The sequence below is a fragment of the Aeromonas dhakensis genome, from assembly GCF_000820305.1.
GTDB classification, from domain to species: domain Bacteria; phylum Pseudomonadota; class Gammaproteobacteria; order Enterobacterales; family Aeromonadaceae; genus Aeromonas; species Aeromonas dhakensis.
Map to the genome: position 1 here is coordinate 12,946 of NZ_CDBH01000021.1, position 17,188 is coordinate 30,133.

The window sequence follows — 17,188 nt, forward strand, 5'->3', positions numbered from 1 at the left end:
GCAGGTGCGCCGCTAAGGGGTGGCGACCATGCAAGGGGAGTTTTTCACGTGGCTGACTTGCCGACTGCAATTTTTCTGATGGGGCCGACGGCCTCCGGCAAGACGGATCTCGCCATTGAACTGTGCCAGGCGCTGCCCTGCGACATCATCAGCGTGGATTCCGCGCTCATCTATCGCGGCATGGATATCGGCACCGCCAAGCCTACGCCGGCCGAACTGGCGCAGGCGCCACACCGGCTGATCGACATCCTGGATCCCGCCATGAGCTATTCGGCGGCCGATTTTTGCCGTGATGCGCTGCGGGAGATGAAAGAGATTGCCGAGCGCGGCCGCATTCCGCTGCTGGTGGGCGGCACCATGCTCTATTTCAAGGCGCTGCTGGAGGGACTCTCTCCGTTGCCCTCCGCCGACCCCGTCATTCGGGCCGGCATCGAGGAGGAAGCCGCCCGCCTTGGCTGGCAAGCGCTGCACGATGAGCTGGTGCGCATCGACCCGGTGGCCGGGGCCCGCATCCATCCCAATGACCCGCAGCGGCTCAGCCGGGCGCTCGAGGTCTACCGCATCAGCGGCAAGACCCTCACCGAGTTGACCCAGGTGCAGGGGGAGGGGTTGCCCTATCGGGTGCTGCAGTTTGCCATCGCGCCGAGCGATCGCGCCGTGCTGCACCAGCGCATCGAGCTGCGCTTTGACAAGATGCTGCAGGGCGGCTTTGAACAGGAGGTCAGGGGCCTCTACCAACGGGGCGATCTCACCCCGGATCTTCCCTCCATCCGCTGCGTGGGATACCGCCAAATGTGGGACTACCTGGCGGGGGAAGTGGAGTATGATGAGATGCGCTATCGCGGAATTGTTGCCACCCGCCAGTTGGCCAAGCGTCAAATGACCTGGTTGCGCGGTTGGTCTGATGTGACCTGGTTGGAATCTGGTGAGTCTGGCAATCTGGCAAGGGTCGTCGCCCGTGCCGGAGTGGCTTGACACTCCTGTATAATCAGGTTGTTATATTGATATCCGGTGTTTAAAAACAACAAACTATAAGGAAAAGAAGATGGCTAAGGGGCAATCTCTCCAAGACCCGTTTTTGAATGCGCTGCGCCGTGAGCGGATTCCTGTTTCTATCTATTTGGTGAACGGCATCAAGCTGCAGGGTCAGATCGAATCGTTTGACCAGTTTGTCATTTTGCTGAAGAACACCGTGAGCCAGATGGTTTACAAGCACGCCATCTCCACCGTGGTGCCGGCCCGTGCCGTCAACCATCACCAGCACGCCCAGGGCGCGGCTGGCGAAGAGCAGGGTGAAGCCGAGGCGTGATATCCCGGGACGAGGCGACTCGTCAACCCAGATTCATCATGATTCCTGTCAAGGAGCAAGCGCTTGTTTGACCGTTATGAAGCCGGCGAACAGGCCGTTCTGGTACATGTCAACTTCAGTGATGAGGGTGAGCGGGAGGATCTGGAAGAGCTCAAGATGCTGGTGAGCTCGGCCGGGGTCAATGCGCTGGGGGTGATCACCACCAGCCGCAGTGCGCCCAGCGCCAAATTTTTTGTCGGCAGCGGCAAGGCTGAAGAGATCGCGTCCCAGGTCCAGATGCTGGACGCCGAGGTCGTCATCTTCAACCATGCCCTGACCCCTGCCCAGGAGCGCAACCTGGAGCGTCTGTTCCAGTGCCGGGTAGTGGACAGGACCGGCCTGATCCTCGATATCTTCGCTCAGCGTGCCCGTACTCACGAAGGCAAGTTGCAGGTCGAACTGGCCCAGTTGCGCCATCTCTCTACTCGCCTGGTGCGAGGCTGGACCCACCTTGAACGTCAGAAGGGGGGGATCGGCCTGCGCGGCCCGGGTGAAACCCAGCTGGAAACCGACCGCCGCCTGTTGCGTGAACGCATCAAGGCGATTTTGCGCCGGCTCGACAAGGTGGCCAAGCAGCGGGAACAGGGACGTCGTGCCCGCAACCGCAACGAGGTGCCGACCGTTTCTCTGGTGGGTTACACCAACGCCGGAAAGTCCACTTTGTTCAACCAACTTACAGCTGCCAGCGTGTATGCTGCCGACCAATTGTTCGCAACCCTGGATCCGACTCTGCGCAAATTGGTGATCCGGGATGTGGGTGATGTGATTCTGGCGGATACAGTTGGATTTATTCGACACTTGCCCCATGATCTGGTCGCGGCCTTCAAGGCGACGCTGCAGGAGACTCGCGAAGCGGACCTGCTGCTGCACGTGGTGGACTGTGCCGACGAGCAGATGCAGGAGAATATCGAGTCGGTGCAGCAGGTGCTGGCCGAGATCGAAGCCGATGACCGCCCCCAGCTGATGATCTGTAACAAGATCGACAAGCTGGGTGAACACCCGGTCGGGCTGGAGCGTGACGAAGAGGGGCGCCCGGTGCGGGTCTGGCTGTCTGCCCAGACTGGCGAGGGGTGTGACGATCTGTTTGTTGCCCTGACCGAGCTGCTGGCCGGCTCCATGGTGCACCACACCCTGCAGTTGCCCCCTTCGGCCGCCAGATTGCGCAGTGCGCTCTATCGCCTCAAGGGCATCGAGCAGGAAGGTTTCAGCGAGGAGGGGGATTTTGTGTTGGAAGTCCGCCTGCAACTGGCTGATTGGAACCGCCTCGTGAAGCAAGAAGGTGAGAGTTTACAACGCTTTATCAGGCATTGATTCGTCGATGAGATGAATGTTTGCTGGCTTCATCAACGGTTGATGGCCCGATAGAGATGATATCCATCCGCATGTATTAATGGAGACGCTGATGGCTTGGAATGAGCCTGGTAATAACGGCAAAGACCGTGACCCCTGGGGGAACAACGGCAAGAATCAGGGACCCCCTGATCTGGACGAAATGCTGCGCAAGGTGAGCCGCCGTTTTGGTGGTCTGCTGGGAGGCGGCAAATCGGGTGGTGGTGACGTCGGCAAGTTCGGCCTCTCCATCGCGCTGGTGGTGGCGGTAGTGGTGTGGGTCGTCAGCGGCTTCTATACCATTCGCGAAGCCGAGCGTGGCGTGGTGCTGCGCTTTGGCGAGTACTCCCACAACGTGGATCCGGGCCTGCGCTGGAAACCGACCTTCATCGACCGGGTGATCCCGGTGGACGTGGAGTCGGTCCGCTCCCTGCCGGCCTCCGGCTTCATGCTGACCCAGGACGAGAACGTGGTACGGGTCGAGATGGACGTGCAGTATCGCGTGGTCGATCCCGAGCAGTACCTGTTCAGCGTCACCAACGCCGACGAGAGTCTGAGCCAGGCGACCGACAGCGCCCTGCGCTACGTGGTGGGTCATACCCGGATGGACGACGTGCTGACTACGGGTCGTGAGAAGGTGCGTCAGGAGACCTGGCAGGTGATCGACAGCATCATCGAGCCCTATCACATGGGTCTGCAGATCGTCGACGTCAACTTCCTGCCGGCGCGTCCGCCGGAAGAGGTGAAGGATGCGTTCGATGACGCCATCTCCGCTCAGGAAGATGAACAGCGCTTCATTCGTGAAGCCGAAGCCTATGCCCGTGAAGTGGAGCCGAAGGCCCGCGGCCAGGTCAAGCGCCTGGAGCAGGAGGCCGAAGCCTACAAGTCCCAGATCGTGCTGAAGGCCAAGGGTGAAGTCGCTCGCTTCAACGAGCTGCTGCCCCAGTATCAGGCTGCGCCCGAGCTGACCCGTGATCGTATCTACCTGGAAACCATGGAAGAGCTCTATCAGCAGGCCAACAAGGTGGTGGTCGACATGCCGGCTGGCAACAACAGCATGATCTACCTGCCGCTCGACAAGCTCTCCGGCAAGGCCAATGCGGTGCAACCGGCTCGTCCGGCAGGTGCGCCGGTGGTAGAACAGACCCCGCCGTCCAACGAAGGAGCCAACTCCACGCCGACCCCGCTGCGCAGCGGCGACCGTTTCAGCTCAGGGAGAAACTGATAGATGAAAAAGCTAGCTATTGGTGTCATCGCTGTGGCCGCCATGGTCTGCTTCTCTTCGGTCTTCATCGTCGATGAAGGCCAGAAGGGAATCGTGGTGCAGTTTGGCAAGGTGAAGCGGGTTGAATCCGGCGAGCCGCGTCTGTACGAGCCGGGCCTGCACTTCAAGGTGCCGCTCATCGACCAGGTTCGCAAGATGGATGCCCGTATCCAGACCCTGGAAGGGCAGGCGGATCGCTTCGTCACCTCCGAGAAGAAGGACCTCATCATCGACTCCTACGTGAAGTGGAAGATCGAGGACTTCTCCAAGTACTACCTGGCGACCGGCGGTGGCAACAAGATCCAGGCCGAAGACCTGCTCAAGCGCAAGATCAACAACGGTCTGCGTTCCGAAATTGGTAATCGCACCATCAAGGACATCGTCTCTGGCGAGCGCAGTACCGTGATGGAAGATGCCCTGATGAAGATGGCGCGCTCCTCCGAGCTCGGCATCAAGGTGGTGGATGTGCGCATCAAGCAGATCAACCTGCCGGTGGAAGTCTCCAGCTCCATCTATCAGCGGATGCGTGCCGAGCGGACCGCGGTAGCCCGTGAGCATCGCTCCCAGGGCCGCGAGCAGGCCGAGATCCTGCGTGCCGACATCGACCGCAAGGTGACCGTCATGATCGCCGATGCCGAGAGTAACGCCCGTCAGCTGCGTGGTGAAGGGGATGCCGAGGCCGCCAAGATCTATGCCGACAGCTACAAGAAAGACCCCGAGTTTTTCAGCTTCGTGCGCAGCATGGAGGCCTATCGCAAGAGCTTCGCCGGTGGCAATGACCTGATGGTCCTCAAGCCGGACAGCGAGTTCTTCCGCTACCTCAAGTCGCCGCACGGCAGCAAGCAGTAAGCACGTCGTGATTTGACCCAAGGGCCTGATGATTCAGGCCCTTTTGTTTGCCGGTCATCGGCTGGCAGCGGGGGGCAGTGTGTGAAGCGCTTGTGGTTGGGGCGCATTCAGACGAGAAAGGAGGTTGTATGCTGACATCCATCCTGGTGGGGCTGGGCTTGCTGCTGCTGTTCGAAGGGCTGGGGCCGCTCTTGATGCCGCGCGCCTGGCAGCAGATGTTGCGGCTGCTGAGCGATCAGCCGGCCGAGCAGTTGCGCCGTATCGGCGGTTGTCTGGTGGTGGCCGGGGCCGTTATCTTGTGGGCGCTGGCCCGCTAGCTCCTGGTTGAAACGACAGTGGTACAGTGAGTGCGGACAATAAAAAAGAGGCCCTCTGGCCTCTTTTTTATTGTCCGCCGGCTGGCATCAGGCGCTGCGCTGCACCGCCATGTGGGCCAGGGTTTCCAGCGCCTGCTTGTGCCGGGAGTCCGGCAGGATGGCGAGGGCCGCGATGGCCTTGTCGGCCTCTTCCCGGGCCCGCATGCGGGAGTACTCCAGCGCGCCGGTACGGTCGAGGATGGCCAGGATCCGGTCGAGGTGCTCCATGCCGTTGCGGTGCTCGATGGCGTCGCGCACCAGCTGGCGCTCTTCCGGGCTACCCACTTCCATGGCACGCAACAGCGGCAGGGTCGGCTTGCCTTCGGCCAGATCGTCGCCCACGTTCTTGCCCATCTCGTCGCTCTGGGAGCAGTAGTCCATCACGTCGTCGATGATTTGGAAGGCGGTGCCCAGATACTTGCCGTAGTCGGTCATCGCCTGTTCGATCGGCGCGGGCTGATGGGTCAGCACGGCGGCGAGACGGGTGGCGGCTTCGAATAGCTTGGCGGTCTTGCAATAGATGACCGTCATGTAGCTCTCTTCGGTGGTATCCGGGTCGTTGCAGTTCATCAGCTGCAGCACTTCCCCTTCGGCGATGGTGTTGGTGGCCTCGGAGAGGATCTCCATCACCCGCAGGTTGGAGAGCTCGCTCATCATCTGGAAGGAGCGGCTGTAGAGGTAGTCACCCACCAGCACGCTGGCGGCGTTGCCGAACATGGCGTTGGCGGTTTCCCGGCCGCGGCGCAGGTCGGATTCGTCGACCACGTCGTCGTGCAGCAGGGTGGAAGTGTGAATGAATTCGATGATGGCAGCCAGTTTCAGATGATCCTCACCCTCATATCCCAGTGCGCGGGCGGCCATGACGGTCAGCATGGGGCGCATCCGTTTCCCGCCTGCACTGACAATATAGAAACCCAGCTGGTTGATCAGGCTGACATCGGACTGGAGTCGCGCCAGGATCAGTTCATTGACCGCCGTCATGTCGGCGGCACAGAGCGCACGGATAGTCTGTTGGTCCATAAGTCTCGTAACGTGACGGCAGTGATGACTGCGATTTTAGCAATGGCGGGGATTCTACACGATTTCACAATGGGTTACAGTTAAGCGTTTATTCACGGCGGCAGATATGCGCACAAAATAAACTTTTTGCTAAATTGGCCTTGCCTGAGCAAATCGATTTGCGTAGAATGCCCGCCCATTGTTATAGGTTTTTGCGCGTGTCTGGCCTTGAGCAAAAGACACGCCTTTACGGAGTTAATCAAATGTACGCGGTATTCCAAAGCGGCGGAAAACAACACCGTGTGGCCGAAGGTCAAATCGTTCGTCTGGAAAAGCTGAACGTTGAGACTGGCGCTACCATCGACTTCAACGAAGTGCTGATGGTTGCTGCAGGCGACACTTTTAAAGTAGGTGCTCCTTTCGTTGAAGGTGGCAAGGTTGTAGCTGAAGTTGTGGCTCACGGCCGTGGCGAGAAAGTGACTATCGTCAAGTTCCGTCGTCGTAAGCACCACCGTAAGCAAGCGGGCCACCGTCAGTGGTTCACTGAAGTCAAAATCACTGGCATCAGCGCTTAATTAGAGGAGTACGATAGATGGCACACAAAAAAGCTGGCGGTTCATCCCGCAACGGCCGCGATTCAGAAGCTAAACGCCTGGGCGTGAAGCGTTTCGGCGGCGAAACAGTTCTGGCTGGCAGCATCATCGTTCGTCAGCGCGGCACCAAGTTCCACGCTGGTGAGAACGTTGGTCTGGGCAAGGACCACACCCTGTTCGCTACCGCGAACGGCAAGGTGCAGTTCGAAGTCAAAGGTCCGCTGAACCGTAAGTACGTAAGCATCGTTGCTGAGTAATTACGGACCGCAAGGATCCGAAGCCCCGCCAACAGGCGGGGCTTTTGTTTTTCTGATGTAGTTGACGAAAAAACGGCACGCAGCCGACCCTGGCTCTGAAGGGGCGACTGGCAAGATGCGTATCGCCCGCAGGGGTCTGTACCACTATAATGGCGTATCGGTTTTTCGAATTAAGGTGACGGTTACCTATGAAGTTTGTTGATGAAGTCCAGATTCGAGTCGATGCCGGTGACGGTGGTAACGGTTGTGTGAGCTTTCGCCGGGAGAAATACATTCCGAACGGCGGTCCGGACGGCGGTGACGGCGGTGACGGTGGCGACGTGTATCTGGTTGCCGATGAAAACCTGAACACCCTGATCGACTACCGTTTCGAGCGTTTCCACGCCGCCGAGCGTGGCGAGAATGGCCAGAGCGCCAACTGTACCGGTCGTCGCGGCAAGGACAAGATCCTGCGCGTGCCGGTCGGTACCCGTGCGACCGATGAAGATACCGGCGAACTGCTGGGGGATCTGACCCACCACGAGCAGAAGCTGCTGGTCGCCAAGGGTGGTTTCCACGGTCTTGGCAACACCCGCTTCAAGAGCTCGGTCAACCGTGCGCCGCGCCAGAAGAGCAACGGCACCCCGGGTGAAGTACGTACCCTGAAGCTGGAGCTGCTGCTGCTGGCCGACGTCGGCATGCTTGGCCTGCCCAACGCCGGCAAGTCCACCTTCATCCGTGCCGTCTCTGCGGCCCGTCCGAAAGTGGCCGACTACCCCTTCACCACGCTGGTGCCGAACCTGGGCGTGGTACGTGGCGAGAACTCCCGCTCCTTCGTCATTGCCGACATTCCGGGCCTGATCGAGGGTGCAGCCGAAGGAGCCGGCCTCGGTATCCGCTTCCTCAAGCACCTCGAGCGCTGCCGTGTGCTGGTCCATCTGGTGGATATCTGCCCGGTGGATGGCTCCGATCCGGCCGAGAATGCCGTGACCATCGTCCGTGAGCTGGAGAAGTACAGCCCGGAGCTCGCGAGCAAGCCACGCTGGCTGGTGTTCAACAAGATGGACCTGATCCTGGAAGAAGAGGCAGGTGAAGTGATGGAGCGCGTGAAGGCCGCCCTGAACCACGAAGGGCCGGTTTACGCCATCACCGCCATCAGCAAGGAAGGGACCAAGAAGGTCTGCTACGACATCCTTGATCTGCTGGATACCATGCCCCGTCAGCTGGCGGAAGATGCCAAGGAAGCCATCGAGAAGGTGGAGTTCAAGTGGGACGACTACCACAAGAACCAGCTGGCCAAGGCCGAAGCGGATGCGCTGGCTGCCTCCAAGGCGTTTGACGAGTCGCTGGACGACGATGACTGGGACGACGAAGACGATGATGGCGTGGAAGTCATCTACGTGCGTGACTGACCCCCATCCTGCGGGTGCGCGCAGCGCCGCCACCCGCCGCTGAAAAACCGGAGCCTTGCCAGGCTCCGGTTTTTTTATGGGGATCGACTGGATCACCATATAGATATATTTCTCATGTCACTTATTGCCTGCCAACCGCAACTGATTATACTGCGCTCCTGAATGTAACCTTAACGAAACAATGTGCTAACCATTTGTAATGAATTGATATGTGCATCTGTTTGGGTACATTCTTATGGAAGGTTTGCCTGTAAAAATATTTATGCTTGAAATGATCCATTAAAAGCTTGTTTGTGCATTTTTTTGGAGTATTCTTGCGCCCGTTTTGTCGGGTGAGAGCATGGGTATGCAGGTTCGCCTGGCTAAGGAAAAGTAACATTAAGGCTGTAAACCATGCTGGAAAAGACTCTGCAAGCACCTGCGCTCAATACCCGTCGCAACGTGCTGATGTTCCTGGTCCCGTCACTCATCGGGATCCTGCTGTTCATGACTCCCGTTCTCTATGACGGCAACGTTACCATCCCGGTAGCCGTACTGGCGAAGCTGGTACAGAGAGTGTTTGCCGACTATCTGGTGGCCATGGTCAGCGCCATCATCACCACCACCATGCTGATGACTCTGATTGCCTGGTTGTTCAAGCCGGCGATCCTGGTGAAGCGCCCCTTCCTCAACAGCCTGTTCAACGTCTCACCCTTCTGGGCCTGCGTACGGGTGCTTGGCGGCATCTTCGTGCTGCTGACCTTCTTCGAGGCCGGTCCCAAGGTGCTGCGTTCCGGGGCAACCGGTGGTCTGGTGCTGCACGATCTGCTGCCGGTGCTGTTCTCCGTCTTCATCTTCGCCGGCCTGCTGCTGCCGCTGCTGCTCGATTTCGGTCTGCTGGAGTTCGTCGGCACCATGATGACCCGCATCATGCGTCCAGTGTTCCGCCTGCCGGGCCGCTCCGCGGTGGACTGCTTCGCCTCCTGGCTCGGGGATGGCAGCGTCGGCATCCTGCTCACCAGCAAACAGTACGAAGGCAAGTTCTACACTCAGCGGGAAGCCGCCGTCATCGGCACCACTTTCTCTGCCGTTTCCATCACCTTCTGCCTGGTGGTGATCTCCCAGGTGAAGCTGGAACACATGTTCGTGCCCTTCTACCTGACCGTCTGCCTGGCCGGGGTAGTGGCCGCCATCGTGGTGCCGCGCCTGCCGCCGCTCTCCTGGAAGAAGGATGTCTACAGCGACGGTACTCCCCTGTGCCGCAAGCAGGAGGCGATCCCCCATCAGCACAGCGTGCTGAGCTATGGCTATGAGCGGGCCCTGACCAAGGCCGACAGCATGACGGATCTCGGCGCCGTGGCGCGGGAAGGGGTGAAGAATGCCCTGGACATGGTGTTTGGCGTGTTGCCGGTGGTGATGGCGGTGGGTACCTGTGCCCTGATGCTGGCCGAGCACACCCCCATCTTCAACTGGCTGGGGGCCCCCTTCGTCCCCTTGCTGGAGCTGCTGCAACTGCCGGAGGCGGAAGCCGCTTCCAAGACCATCATGGTGGGCTTCGCCGACATGTTCATTCCGGCGGTGCTGGCTTCCACCATCGAGAGCGAGATGACCCGCTTCGTGATCGCCGCCATGTCGGTCACCCAGCTCATCTACATGTCGGAAGTGGGCGCCCTGCTGCTGGGCAGCAAGATCCCGGTCAAGCTGTGGGAGCTGTTCGTGATCTTCCTGCTGCGCACCCTGATCACCCTGCCGGTCATCGCCGGGGTGGCGCACCTGCTGTTCTGATCTGCCCCGCGTCTGTAAACGGTCAACTTCGGTTGGCCGTTTTTTATGGCCGCTATTAGACCAAAGTGAGTCTTTTACGAGGAGTGATTTTACATTAATGTAACAAGCTGAAAAAACACGCCAGCCGAGCAGTAGGCAATACCAACCTATGTGGCCAGGAGTCACCCCATGACCTCACTGCTCAGCTACCGGGCCGGTCCTTGCGATCAGCCGCTGCTTCACCAGACCATAGGCGCCTACCTGCAAGAGGTGGCGGAACGTTTCCCCGAGCGGCCCGCCGTGGTGGTGCGCCACCAGCAGATCCGCTGGAACTACCGGGAATACCTGACCCAGATAGACCGGCTGGCGCTGGGCCTGCTGGCGCTCGGGATCCGGCCAGGGGATCGGGTCGGCATCTGGTCGCCCAACAACATCGAGTGGTGCCTGGTGCAGTTCGCTACGGCCCGCATCGGGGCCATCATGGTCTGCATCAACCCCGCCTACCGCAACTACGAGCTCGCCTTTGCCATCAACAACGTGGGTTGTCGGGCCCTGATCTGCGCCAGCGCGTTCAAGGGTTGCGACTACCTCGCCATGCTGGGCGAGCTGGCCCCCGAGCTGGCGAGCTGTCCGCCAGGCCGCCTGACATCATCCCGGCTGCCAAGCCTGGAGATGGTGATCCGGCTTGGGGAGCAGCAAAGCGCCGGCATGCTCAACTTTCCCGAGGTGCTGGCTCTGGGCGACCTGCAGGATCCGGCCTGGCTGGCCCGGGTGGCCGCCACCCTCAAACCCGATGACGCCATCAACATCCAGTTCACTTCGGGCACCACGGGCAACCCCAAGGGGGCTACCCTCAGTCACAGCAACATCCTCAACAACGGCCGCCAGGTGGCGCAAGGCATGGCGTTCAGCGAGCAGGATCGGCTCTGCATCCCGGTGCCGCTCTACCACTGTTTCGGCATGGTGCTCGGCAATCTGGTCTGCATCAGTGTGGGGGCCTGCGCCCTGTTTCCGGCCGAAGCCTTCGATCCGGCGGCCACCCTGCGGATGGTGAGCGAGGAGCGCTGCACCGCCCTGCACGGGGTGCCGACCATGTTCATCGCCGAGCTGGAGCTGGCGGAGTTTGATCAGTTCGATCTCTCCTCCCTGCGCACCGGCATCATGGCCGGTGCCATCTGCCCCGAGCCCTTGATGCGCAAGGTGCAGACCCTGATGCACATGACCGAGGTGACCATCGCCTACGGCCAGACCGAGTGCAGTCCCATCAATCACATGACTGCCATCGACGCGCCGCTGGACAAGCGGGTCACCACGGTCGGCCGCGCCATCGGTCACACCGAGATCAAGCTGGTCGACCCCAGCGGAGAGATAGTGGCCATCGGCGAGCGGGGAGAGATCTGCTGTCGCAGCAACGGGGTGATGCAAGGGTACTGGCAGGATCCGGCCAAGACGGCGGATACCATAGATGAGGAAGGGTGGCTGCACTCGGGGGACATCGGCATCATGGATGAAGAGGGCTATGTACGGATCGTCGGGCGCAGCAAGGAGCTGATCATTCGCGGTGGCGAGAACATCTACCCGCGCGAGATCGAGGAGCGGCTCTATGATCATCCGGCGGTGCAGGATGCAGCCGTGTTCGGGGTCGACAGCGAGCGCTATGGCGAGGAAGTGTGTGCCTGGGTCAAGCTCAGGCCCCACCAAGAGGCCAGCGAGGAGGAGCTGAAGCAGTTCCTGTCGGCCCGCATCGCCTATTTCAAGGTGCCAAGATACATCCGTTTCGTGGAGGAGTACCCCATGACGGTAACCGGCAAGCTGCAAAAATTCAGGATGCGGGAACTGATGAGCGACGAGCTGGCCCGCCAGCACGCCGAGGCGATGCGCTGAGCGTGGCGACATCGGAAAAAAGGGCCTGCGGGCCCTTTTGTCAGCGTCCCAGCGGGTGGGGCTGTGTCGGCTTGCGGGGGCACTGCACCAGCAGAGTATGGGTGGTGAAGGTGCTGCTCTGGGGGAAGCTTGGGCGAAATCCCGTCATCGGATCGGCGGCCCCCATGCTCATCTGATGGGAAGTGAAGGTGTGCTGGCGGCGTTCGGTCTCCTGATAGCCGAGCGGGCAGCTCAGCGTCGCCTGCTGCTGGCACTCCTCCAGTGCGGCGCACTCGATCTGGAAGCGTTGCAGTGCGGGATTAGCGGAGGCGAGTTCGGTGACGGTGGCGGGCGCCGGCAGCAGGGCGCAGCCGGACAGCAAGAGGCTGCCCAGCAGGAAAATTCGGGGTGACATAAGAGAGTGGTGCTCGATGAAACAAGAAAAGGGTGGCTAGCGGCCGGCCGGGGCCATCTGCCTCGTGCCGGCCGCAAAGCGTGGATCAGCGCGGCGTGATGCCCATATCGACCGGACACTGGATGGTCAGGGAGTGCACCGTGTTGGCCATGCGATAGGGTTTGCCAGCCTTGTAGACCTTCTTCTCGTCGTCATAGCTGCCCGCGGTGTACTGGGTGCTGTAGAGCGTCTGCTGACGGCGATCCGTCTCCTGGTAGCCCTGCGGGCAGGTCTGGTTGGCCTGCTGGAAGCAGGCCGTCATGCTGCTGCACTCGATGTAGAAGCCGCGCTGGCTGGCATCGGCCAGGTGTACCGGGGTGACGGTCGGGGCGGGGGGAGACAGCAGGGAGCAGCCGGACAGCGTCAGCGCGCCCAGCATGATGAGATGTTTTGACATAGATAACCTGAACAGTGTGGTGTGACAAAGAGTGAGGGGGAGTCTATTGCTCCCCCTTCGCTATAGGGGCACCGTTATAACCAGCCGGGGGCGTTCAGGCCAGCCCGCAAATGTAAGAAAATATGACCCGGCCCTAGGCTAGTCCGGCCAGCAGGGCGTTTTCATCCACCTGATCCAGCTGTTCGGGGGCGAGGAATCTCCCGGCGTAATCGCGCCAGATGCCGCTGCTGACGAACAGGGCAAACAGGGCGGGATCGATGTGCTGCTCGCGCACCATGCTCTGCATGATGGCCAGCGACTGGGAGACCGTCTTGCCCGATTTGTAGGGGCGATCGCTGGCGGTCAGCGCTTCGAAGATGTCGGCGATGGCCATGATGCGGGCGGGGATGCTCATCTGGCTGCCCAGCAGCTGGCGCGGGTAGCCCTTGCCGTCCATCCGCTCGTGATGGCCGCCGGCAATCTCGGGCACGCTGCGCAGATGGCGGGGGAAGGGGAGGCGTTCGAGCATGCGAATGGTCTGGATGATGTGCTCGTTGATCTTGTAGCGCTCCTCCTCGGTGAGGGTGCCGCGGCCGATGGCGAGGTTGTAGCGCTCGCCGCGGTTGTAGAGGTGAGTGGGCACCCGCACCTTGAAGCCCCAGGGATTGCGCTCGTCCAGCTGATCGTGGACGGGGCGGGGGATGAGGTGGGCGGCCTTGTCCGCCAGCAGGGGCTCGACGCAGGGCAGCGGTGCGGCCGGCTCCCCCTGGCGCAGCTTGAGCTCCTCCCGGCTGATGCCGAGCCGATCGTCCAGGGTGCGCAGCCAGGTGCGGCTGGCGATGGCATCCAGCCTGGTCAGCTTCTCCGGTGCCATCCATTCGCCGCCCAGGTTGCACTCGGCGACGAAGGCGAACTCCTCGTCCAGGGTGCTCCAGAGCGGTGCCACCGCCGCCCTGGCCGCTTCCCGCTCCGATGCCGGCAGGCGGGCCGCCAGCGCCTCTATGTAGCCGTCGCGCTTGAGCACCTCGAAGCGGGTACGGATCTCGTGGATCCGATCGTAAAGGGTCTCCAGCTTGGTGGCCTTGTCCACCACGAACTCGGGGGTAGTCACCTTGCCGCAGTCGTGCAGCCAGCTGGCGATATGGATGGCCTCCCACTCCTCCTCGTTGAGCCGGAACTCGGCGAACGGCCCCTGCTGCTGGGCACAGGCGGCTTCGGTCAGCATCCGGGTCAGCTCCGGCACCCGCTGGCAATGGCCGCCGGTGTAGGGGCTCTTGGCGTCGATCGCGCCGGCCATCAGCTCGATGAAGGACTCCAGCAGCTGTTTCTGCTCCTCCAGCAGGCGCTGATTCTCGATGGCGGAGGCCGAGGTGCCCGCCAGCGCCTCGATCAGACTGATGCGCGAGGCCAGTTCACGGGCCGAGCAGTCAGGCAGGATCAGCAGCAGGCAGCCGATCAGCTCCTGGCGATGGTTGCGCAGGGGCTCGGCCACCAGTTGGCAGGGGCCGGGGAAGGGGCCCCAGTCGGCCAGATGCTGCTGCCAGCCCTGCTGGTCGATGGCGAGGCTGAGCCGCTCACCCCGGGCCAGCTCGCCAAACAGGGCCTGCTGCCAGCGGATCTGCCCGGCCGGCAGCGGTGCTTTGCGCCACAGCGCCTGCACCGCCACCATCCCCTGCTCCTGAGCCAGGTAGAGACAACCCCCTTCGGCCTGCACCGCGGCGATGGTTTCGTGCAGGATGCGGCTGAGCAGGGAGTCGAAGCGGTGTTCGGCCGCCAGTGCCCGTCCCATGTTCATGAAGTTGCCGAGGGTCAGCCGCATGCCTGACATGGTATGGGCCAGATCGTCGATCTCGCGGATAGAAGACTCGGGGACCCGGCTCTCGCCAAAATCGAAGTGCTGGATCCGCTCCGCCTCCTTGGTGAGCGCCAGCAGCGGGGTGGCGGTACGCCGCGAGACCAGCCAGATCACCGGCAGCAGCAGCAGCAGGCCCGCCAGCGCCCAGCCCAGATTGACCAGGGCCTCGTCTCTGGCCTGCTGATAGAGCAGGTCGGCCGACACCAGCAGGGCGATATGGAAGGGGGAGTCGCTCCCGAGGGGGGAGAGGTTGACCAGCCAGTCGCTGCCATCGGCGGCAGTCAGGTTGAGCTCGGCCGGGTCGCTCAGCAAGGTGGGCTGGCTGATGATCCGTTGTTGCAGGTCCGCCAGGGCCGGGTGGGGCAGGCTGGCCAGCATGGGCAGCTGGCTCAGCTGCTCGAAGCTGGGCAGGTGCCTGGGATCGGCGGCCAGCAGGGTGGCGTACTCATCGAACAGGATCACCTGGCTCTGGGCAGGCAGCTGCAGCTTGCCGATCAGGGCTGACAACCCCTCGACGCTGGTGTCGAGCCCGATCACGGCGCGTCTGTCGTCGCTCTCCACCGCCAGGGTCATGCCTGGCTCCTTGGTGGTGAAGAAGAGGTAGGGGTTGGTGGTGGCGATCCCCGCTCGCCAGCGGGCCTGCTTGTACCAGTCGCGGCTGCGGGGATCGTAGCGGTAGTTCGGCATGGGGCGCCGCTCGAGCAGGCTCAGCCGCTGATCGAAATAGAGAAACTCTCCCTTGCCCTGGCTGAGGCTCTGCACCAGCAGGCTGCTGGTGGCCGGCACGCCCCCCAGCTGGGTCTTGGCCCGCTCGGTCAGTTTGCGCACCAGAAAGAAGTCGCCATCCTCGTAGCCGGCATAGACGGCCCCATAGCTGGGGCTGTTGGCCAGCACCTCCGCCAGTTGCGGCAGGTAGGCCAGGCGTTCGGTCAGTGTGGTCATGGCGGCCAGCTGGCCGCTGCGCAGCAGGCTCAGCGACATGCGGGCCGGCCGCTCGTTCAGTTGCAGGGCGAGGGCCAGCTGCTGGCGATACTGCAGAAAGTTCTGTCGCTCGTGCTCCAGCCCCTGGCGGGCCCCTTGCTGGAACTGCAAGGCGATGAGGGCGCTGCCGAGCAGGGTGAACAGCAGGATGAAGAGGGTGGCGATATGCACATAGAAGGGTTTACGACCTGGCCTGGCAGTTGTCATGGACACATCCTTGTCACACGGGCGATTGCAGAGACGATCAACCTGCAGTGTGCCTGCAGGATGACAATAAACACAATAACCCATTCAGAGAGATCGAGATGTGACAGAGAGAAACTCCCCCTGCTGGTGCTCCCGGAACCCGTGTCCGTCAATTTTGCCGACCGATCAGGTGATTCATTCAGGTATCCCGTGCTACATTGCCCCCCTTGTTACTGGTCTGTGAATCAATGGAGTGACCCATGTCTGCCATCCCCTATTCCGTGCTCGATCTGGTGCCCGTTGCCGAAGGCTCCCAGCCGGCCGAATCGTTTCGCCGCTCGCTGGATCTGGCCCGTCATGCCGAGCGCTGGGGTTACAACCGCTACTGGCTGGCCGAGCACCACAACATGCCGGGCATCGCCAGCGCCGCCACCTCTGTGCTGATCGGCCACCTGGCCGGCGGCACCAATACTCTGCGCATCGGCGCCGGCGGCATCATGCTGCCGAACCACTCGCCGCTGGTCATTGCCGAGCAGTTCGGCACCCTGGCGTCACTCTATCCGGATCGCATCGATCTCGGCCTTGGCCGCGCGCCGGGCACCGATCAGCGCACCATGCGGGCACTCAGACGCCAGCGCAGCGGCGAGGTGGATGACTTCCCGGCGGATGTGCGCGAGCTGATGGGCTACTTTGGCGACGAGGTGGGCGCGGTGCAGGCGGTGCCGGGCCAGGGGCTGCATCTGCCCATCTGGCTGCTGGGGTCCAGCCTCTACAGCGCCCAGCTGGCGGCGGCCATGGGGCTGCCGTTCGGCTTTGCCTCCCACTTCGCCCCCGCCATGCTGCTGCAGGCGCTGGAAATTTACCGCGCCCAGTATCGCCCCTCCGCCCGCTGGCCCAAGCCCCATGCGGTGGTCTGCATCAACATGATCGCCGCCGACAGCGAGCGGGAGGCGCGCTTCCAGTTCACTACCCTGCAGCAGCAGTTCCTGCGCCTGCATCGCGGCAACGCGGGCAAGTTGCCGGCGCCCGTCGTCGAACTGAGCGAGGAGTGGTCCGAGCGCGAGCTGGTGGCGATGGAGCAGACCCTGGCCCGCTCGCTGGTGGGCAACCCGGATCAGGTACGCCACGGCCTCAAGGCGCTGCTGGCGGAAACCCGGGCCGACGAGCTGATGTTCAACGGTCCCATCGTCGATCATCAGGCGCGGCTGCGCTCCTTTGAAATTGCCGCCGAGCTGATGCAGGCGCTATAAGCTCGACTCCCCGAAGAGCAGGGCGCTATCTTGCTAGAAGCGCCTCTGTCGCCCTGCTGTCAGGTCATCGAGAGGGGGCGTTGTGGGGAGGACT

The 17,188-nt window shown here is 61.9% G+C and carries 16 protein-coding genes; 12 read left to right on the forward strand and 4 right to left on the reverse strand.

Features of this window, described 5'->3' with window-relative positions; all coding sequences use genetic code 11:
- Positions 1 to 57 precede the first annotated feature (57 nt).
- From miaA to BN1143_RS02440, 6 genes are all read left to right on the forward strand, one after another.
- Positions 58 to 975, forward strand: a complete 918-nt coding sequence (gene miaA, locus BN1143_RS02415; protein WP_025202167.1) for a tRNA (adenosine(37)-N6)-dimethylallyltransferase MiaA — start codon at positions 58 to 60, stop codon at positions 973 to 975.
- A gap of 70 nt (positions 976 to 1,045) precedes the next feature.
- On the forward strand, positions 1,046 to 1,309 hold the full coding sequence (gene hfq / locus BN1143_RS02420) for an RNA chaperone Hfq (protein WP_005304228.1): 264 nt from the start codon (positions 1,046 to 1,048) through the stop codon (positions 1,307 to 1,309).
- Positions 1,310 to 1,372: 63 nt separating this feature from the next.
- The gene (gene hflX / locus BN1143_RS02425) at positions 1,373 to 2,659 is read left to right on the forward strand and encodes a ribosome rescue GTPase HflX (RefSeq protein WP_042049545.1); all 1,287 of its coding nucleotides are present in this window, start codon (positions 1,373 to 1,375) and stop codon (positions 2,657 to 2,659) included.
- A 91-nt stretch (positions 2,660 to 2,750) separates the two neighbouring features.
- Entirely contained in the window at positions 2,751 to 3,902 is a 1,152-nt protein-coding gene (gene hflK / locus BN1143_RS02430) for an FtsH protease activity modulator HflK (RefSeq protein WP_005304223.1), read from the forward strand.
- Positions 3,903 to 3,905: 3 nt separating this feature from the next.
- Positions 3,906 to 4,790, forward strand: a complete 885-nt coding sequence (gene hflC / locus BN1143_RS02435; protein ID WP_005304220.1) for a protease modulator HflC — start codon at positions 3,906 to 3,908, stop codon at positions 4,788 to 4,790.
- A 128-nt stretch (positions 4,791 to 4,918) separates the two neighbouring features.
- A complete protein-coding gene (locus BN1143_RS02440; RefSeq protein ID WP_042049546.1) occupies positions 4,919 to 5,107 on the forward strand; it encodes a DUF2065 domain-containing protein in 189 nt (62 codons plus the stop codon).
- Between the two features lie 87 nt (positions 5,108 to 5,194).
- On the opposite strand, the gene ispB is transcribed toward BN1143_RS02440, so the two are convergent.
- Positions 5,195 to 6,166, reverse strand: a complete 972-nt coding sequence (gene ispB / locus BN1143_RS02445; protein WP_010634945.1) for an octaprenyl diphosphate synthase — start codon at positions 6,164 to 6,166, stop codon at positions 5,195 to 5,197.
- Between the two features lie 242 nt (positions 6,167 to 6,408).
- Between ispB and rplU the strand changes: the two genes are divergently transcribed.
- From rplU to BN1143_RS02470, 5 genes are all read left to right on the forward strand, one after another.
- The gene (gene rplU, locus BN1143_RS21680; RefSeq protein WP_005304210.1) at positions 6,409 to 6,720 is read left to right on the forward strand and encodes a 50S ribosomal protein L21; all 312 of its coding nucleotides are present in this window, start codon (positions 6,409 to 6,411) and stop codon (positions 6,718 to 6,720) included.
- Positions 6,721 to 6,737: 17 nt separating this feature from the next.
- Positions 6,738 to 6,995 (forward strand): 50S ribosomal protein L27, encoded by a 258-nt coding sequence (gene rpmA / locus BN1143_RS02455; RefSeq protein WP_005304202.1) that lies wholly within the window; start codon positions 6,738 to 6,740, stop codon positions 6,993 to 6,995.
- 188 nt (positions 6,996 to 7,183) lie between these two features.
- A complete protein-coding gene (gene cgtA / locus BN1143_RS02460; protein WP_017763857.1) occupies positions 7,184 to 8,386 on the forward strand; it encodes an Obg family GTPase CgtA in 1,203 nt (400 codons plus the stop codon).
- A gap of 393 nt (positions 8,387 to 8,779) precedes the next feature.
- Positions 8,780 to 10,150: a YjiH family protein gene (locus BN1143_RS02465; RefSeq protein WP_042049548.1), complete on the forward strand. Its 1,371-nt coding sequence runs from the start codon at positions 8,780 to 8,782 to the stop codon at positions 10,148 to 10,150.
- Between the two features lie 168 nt (positions 10,151 to 10,318).
- A complete protein-coding gene (locus tag BN1143_RS02470) occupies positions 10,319 to 12,013 on the forward strand; it encodes an AMP-binding protein (RefSeq protein WP_042049550.1) in 1,695 nt (564 codons plus the stop codon).
- A gap of 40 nt (positions 12,014 to 12,053) precedes the next feature.
- Here BN1143_RS02470 and BN1143_RS02475 read toward each other — a convergent pair whose 3' ends face one another.
- The 3 genes from BN1143_RS02475 to BN1143_RS02485 all read right to left on the reverse strand — a co-directional run bounded on the left by BN1143_RS02475 (position 12,054) and on the right by BN1143_RS02485 (position 15,949).
- Positions 12,054 to 12,407, reverse strand: a complete 354-nt coding sequence (locus BN1143_RS02475; RefSeq protein ID WP_042049552.1) for a hypothetical protein — start codon at positions 12,405 to 12,407, stop codon at positions 12,054 to 12,056.
- 85 nt (positions 12,408 to 12,492) lie between these two features.
- Positions 12,493 to 12,843, reverse strand: coding sequence for a hypothetical protein (locus tag BN1143_RS02480; protein ID WP_005304182.1), 351 nt, complete (start codon positions 12,841 to 12,843; stop codon positions 12,493 to 12,495).
- 133 nt (positions 12,844 to 12,976) lie between these two features.
- Positions 12,977 to 15,949 (reverse strand): HD domain-containing phosphohydrolase, encoded by a 2,973-nt coding sequence (locus BN1143_RS02485; RefSeq protein ID WP_082038408.1) that lies wholly within the window; start codon positions 15,947 to 15,949, stop codon positions 12,977 to 12,979.
- 155 nt (positions 15,950 to 16,104) lie between these two features.
- On the opposite strand from BN1143_RS02485, the gene BN1143_RS02490 reads away from it, so the two are divergent.
- Complete coding sequence (locus tag BN1143_RS02490; protein WP_042049555.1) at positions 16,105 to 17,094, forward strand: luciferase-like monooxygenase; 990 nt, start codon at positions 16,105 to 16,107, stop codon at positions 17,092 to 17,094.
- The last annotated feature ends 94 nt before the right edge of the window (positions 17,095 to 17,188 follow it).

Coding starts and splice junctions, on each gene's coding strand:
- hfq (WP_005304228.1), top strand. CDS start 1,046: ATGGCTAAGGGGCAATCTCTCCAAGACCCGTTTTTGAATGCGCTGCGC.
- hflK (WP_005304223.1), top strand. CDS start 2,751: ATGGCTTGGAATGAGCCTGGTAATAACGGCAAAGACCGTGACCCCTGG.
- hflC (WP_005304220.1), top strand. CDS start 3,906: ATGAAAAAGCTAGCTATTGGTGTCATCGCTGTGGCCGCCATGGTCTGC.
- BN1143_RS02440 (WP_042049546.1), top strand. CDS start 4,919: ATGCTGACATCCATCCTGGTGGGGCTGGGCTTGCTGCTGCTGTTCGAA.
- ispB (WP_010634945.1), bottom strand. CDS start 6,166: ATGGACCAACAGACTATCCGTGCGCTCTGTGCCGCCGACATGACGGCG.
- rplU (WP_005304210.1), top strand. CDS start 6,409: ATGTACGCGGTATTCCAAAGCGGCGGAAAACAACACCGTGTGGCCGAA.
- rpmA (WP_005304202.1), top strand. CDS start 6,738: ATGGCACACAAAAAAGCTGGCGGTTCATCCCGCAACGGCCGCGATTCA.
- cgtA (WP_017763857.1), top strand. CDS start 7,184: ATGAAGTTTGTTGATGAAGTCCAGATTCGAGTCGATGCCGGTGACGGT.
- BN1143_RS02465 (WP_042049548.1), top strand. CDS start 8,780: ATGCTGGAAAAGACTCTGCAAGCACCTGCGCTCAATACCCGTCGCAAC.
- BN1143_RS02470 (WP_042049550.1), top strand. CDS start 10,319: ATGACCTCACTGCTCAGCTACCGGGCCGGTCCTTGCGATCAGCCGCTG.
- BN1143_RS02475 (WP_042049552.1), bottom strand. CDS start 12,407: ATGTCACCCCGAATTTTCCTGCTGGGCAGCCTCTTGCTGTCCGGCTGC.
- BN1143_RS02480 (WP_005304182.1), bottom strand. CDS start 12,843: ATGTCAAAACATCTCATCATGCTGGGCGCGCTGACGCTGTCCGGCTGC.
- BN1143_RS02485 (WP_082038408.1), bottom strand. CDS start 15,949: ATGGGTTATTGTGTTTATTGTCATCCTGCAGGCACACTGCAGGTTGAT.
- BN1143_RS02490 (WP_042049555.1), top strand. CDS start 16,105: ATGTCTGCCATCCCCTATTCCGTGCTCGATCTGGTGCCCGTTGCCGAA.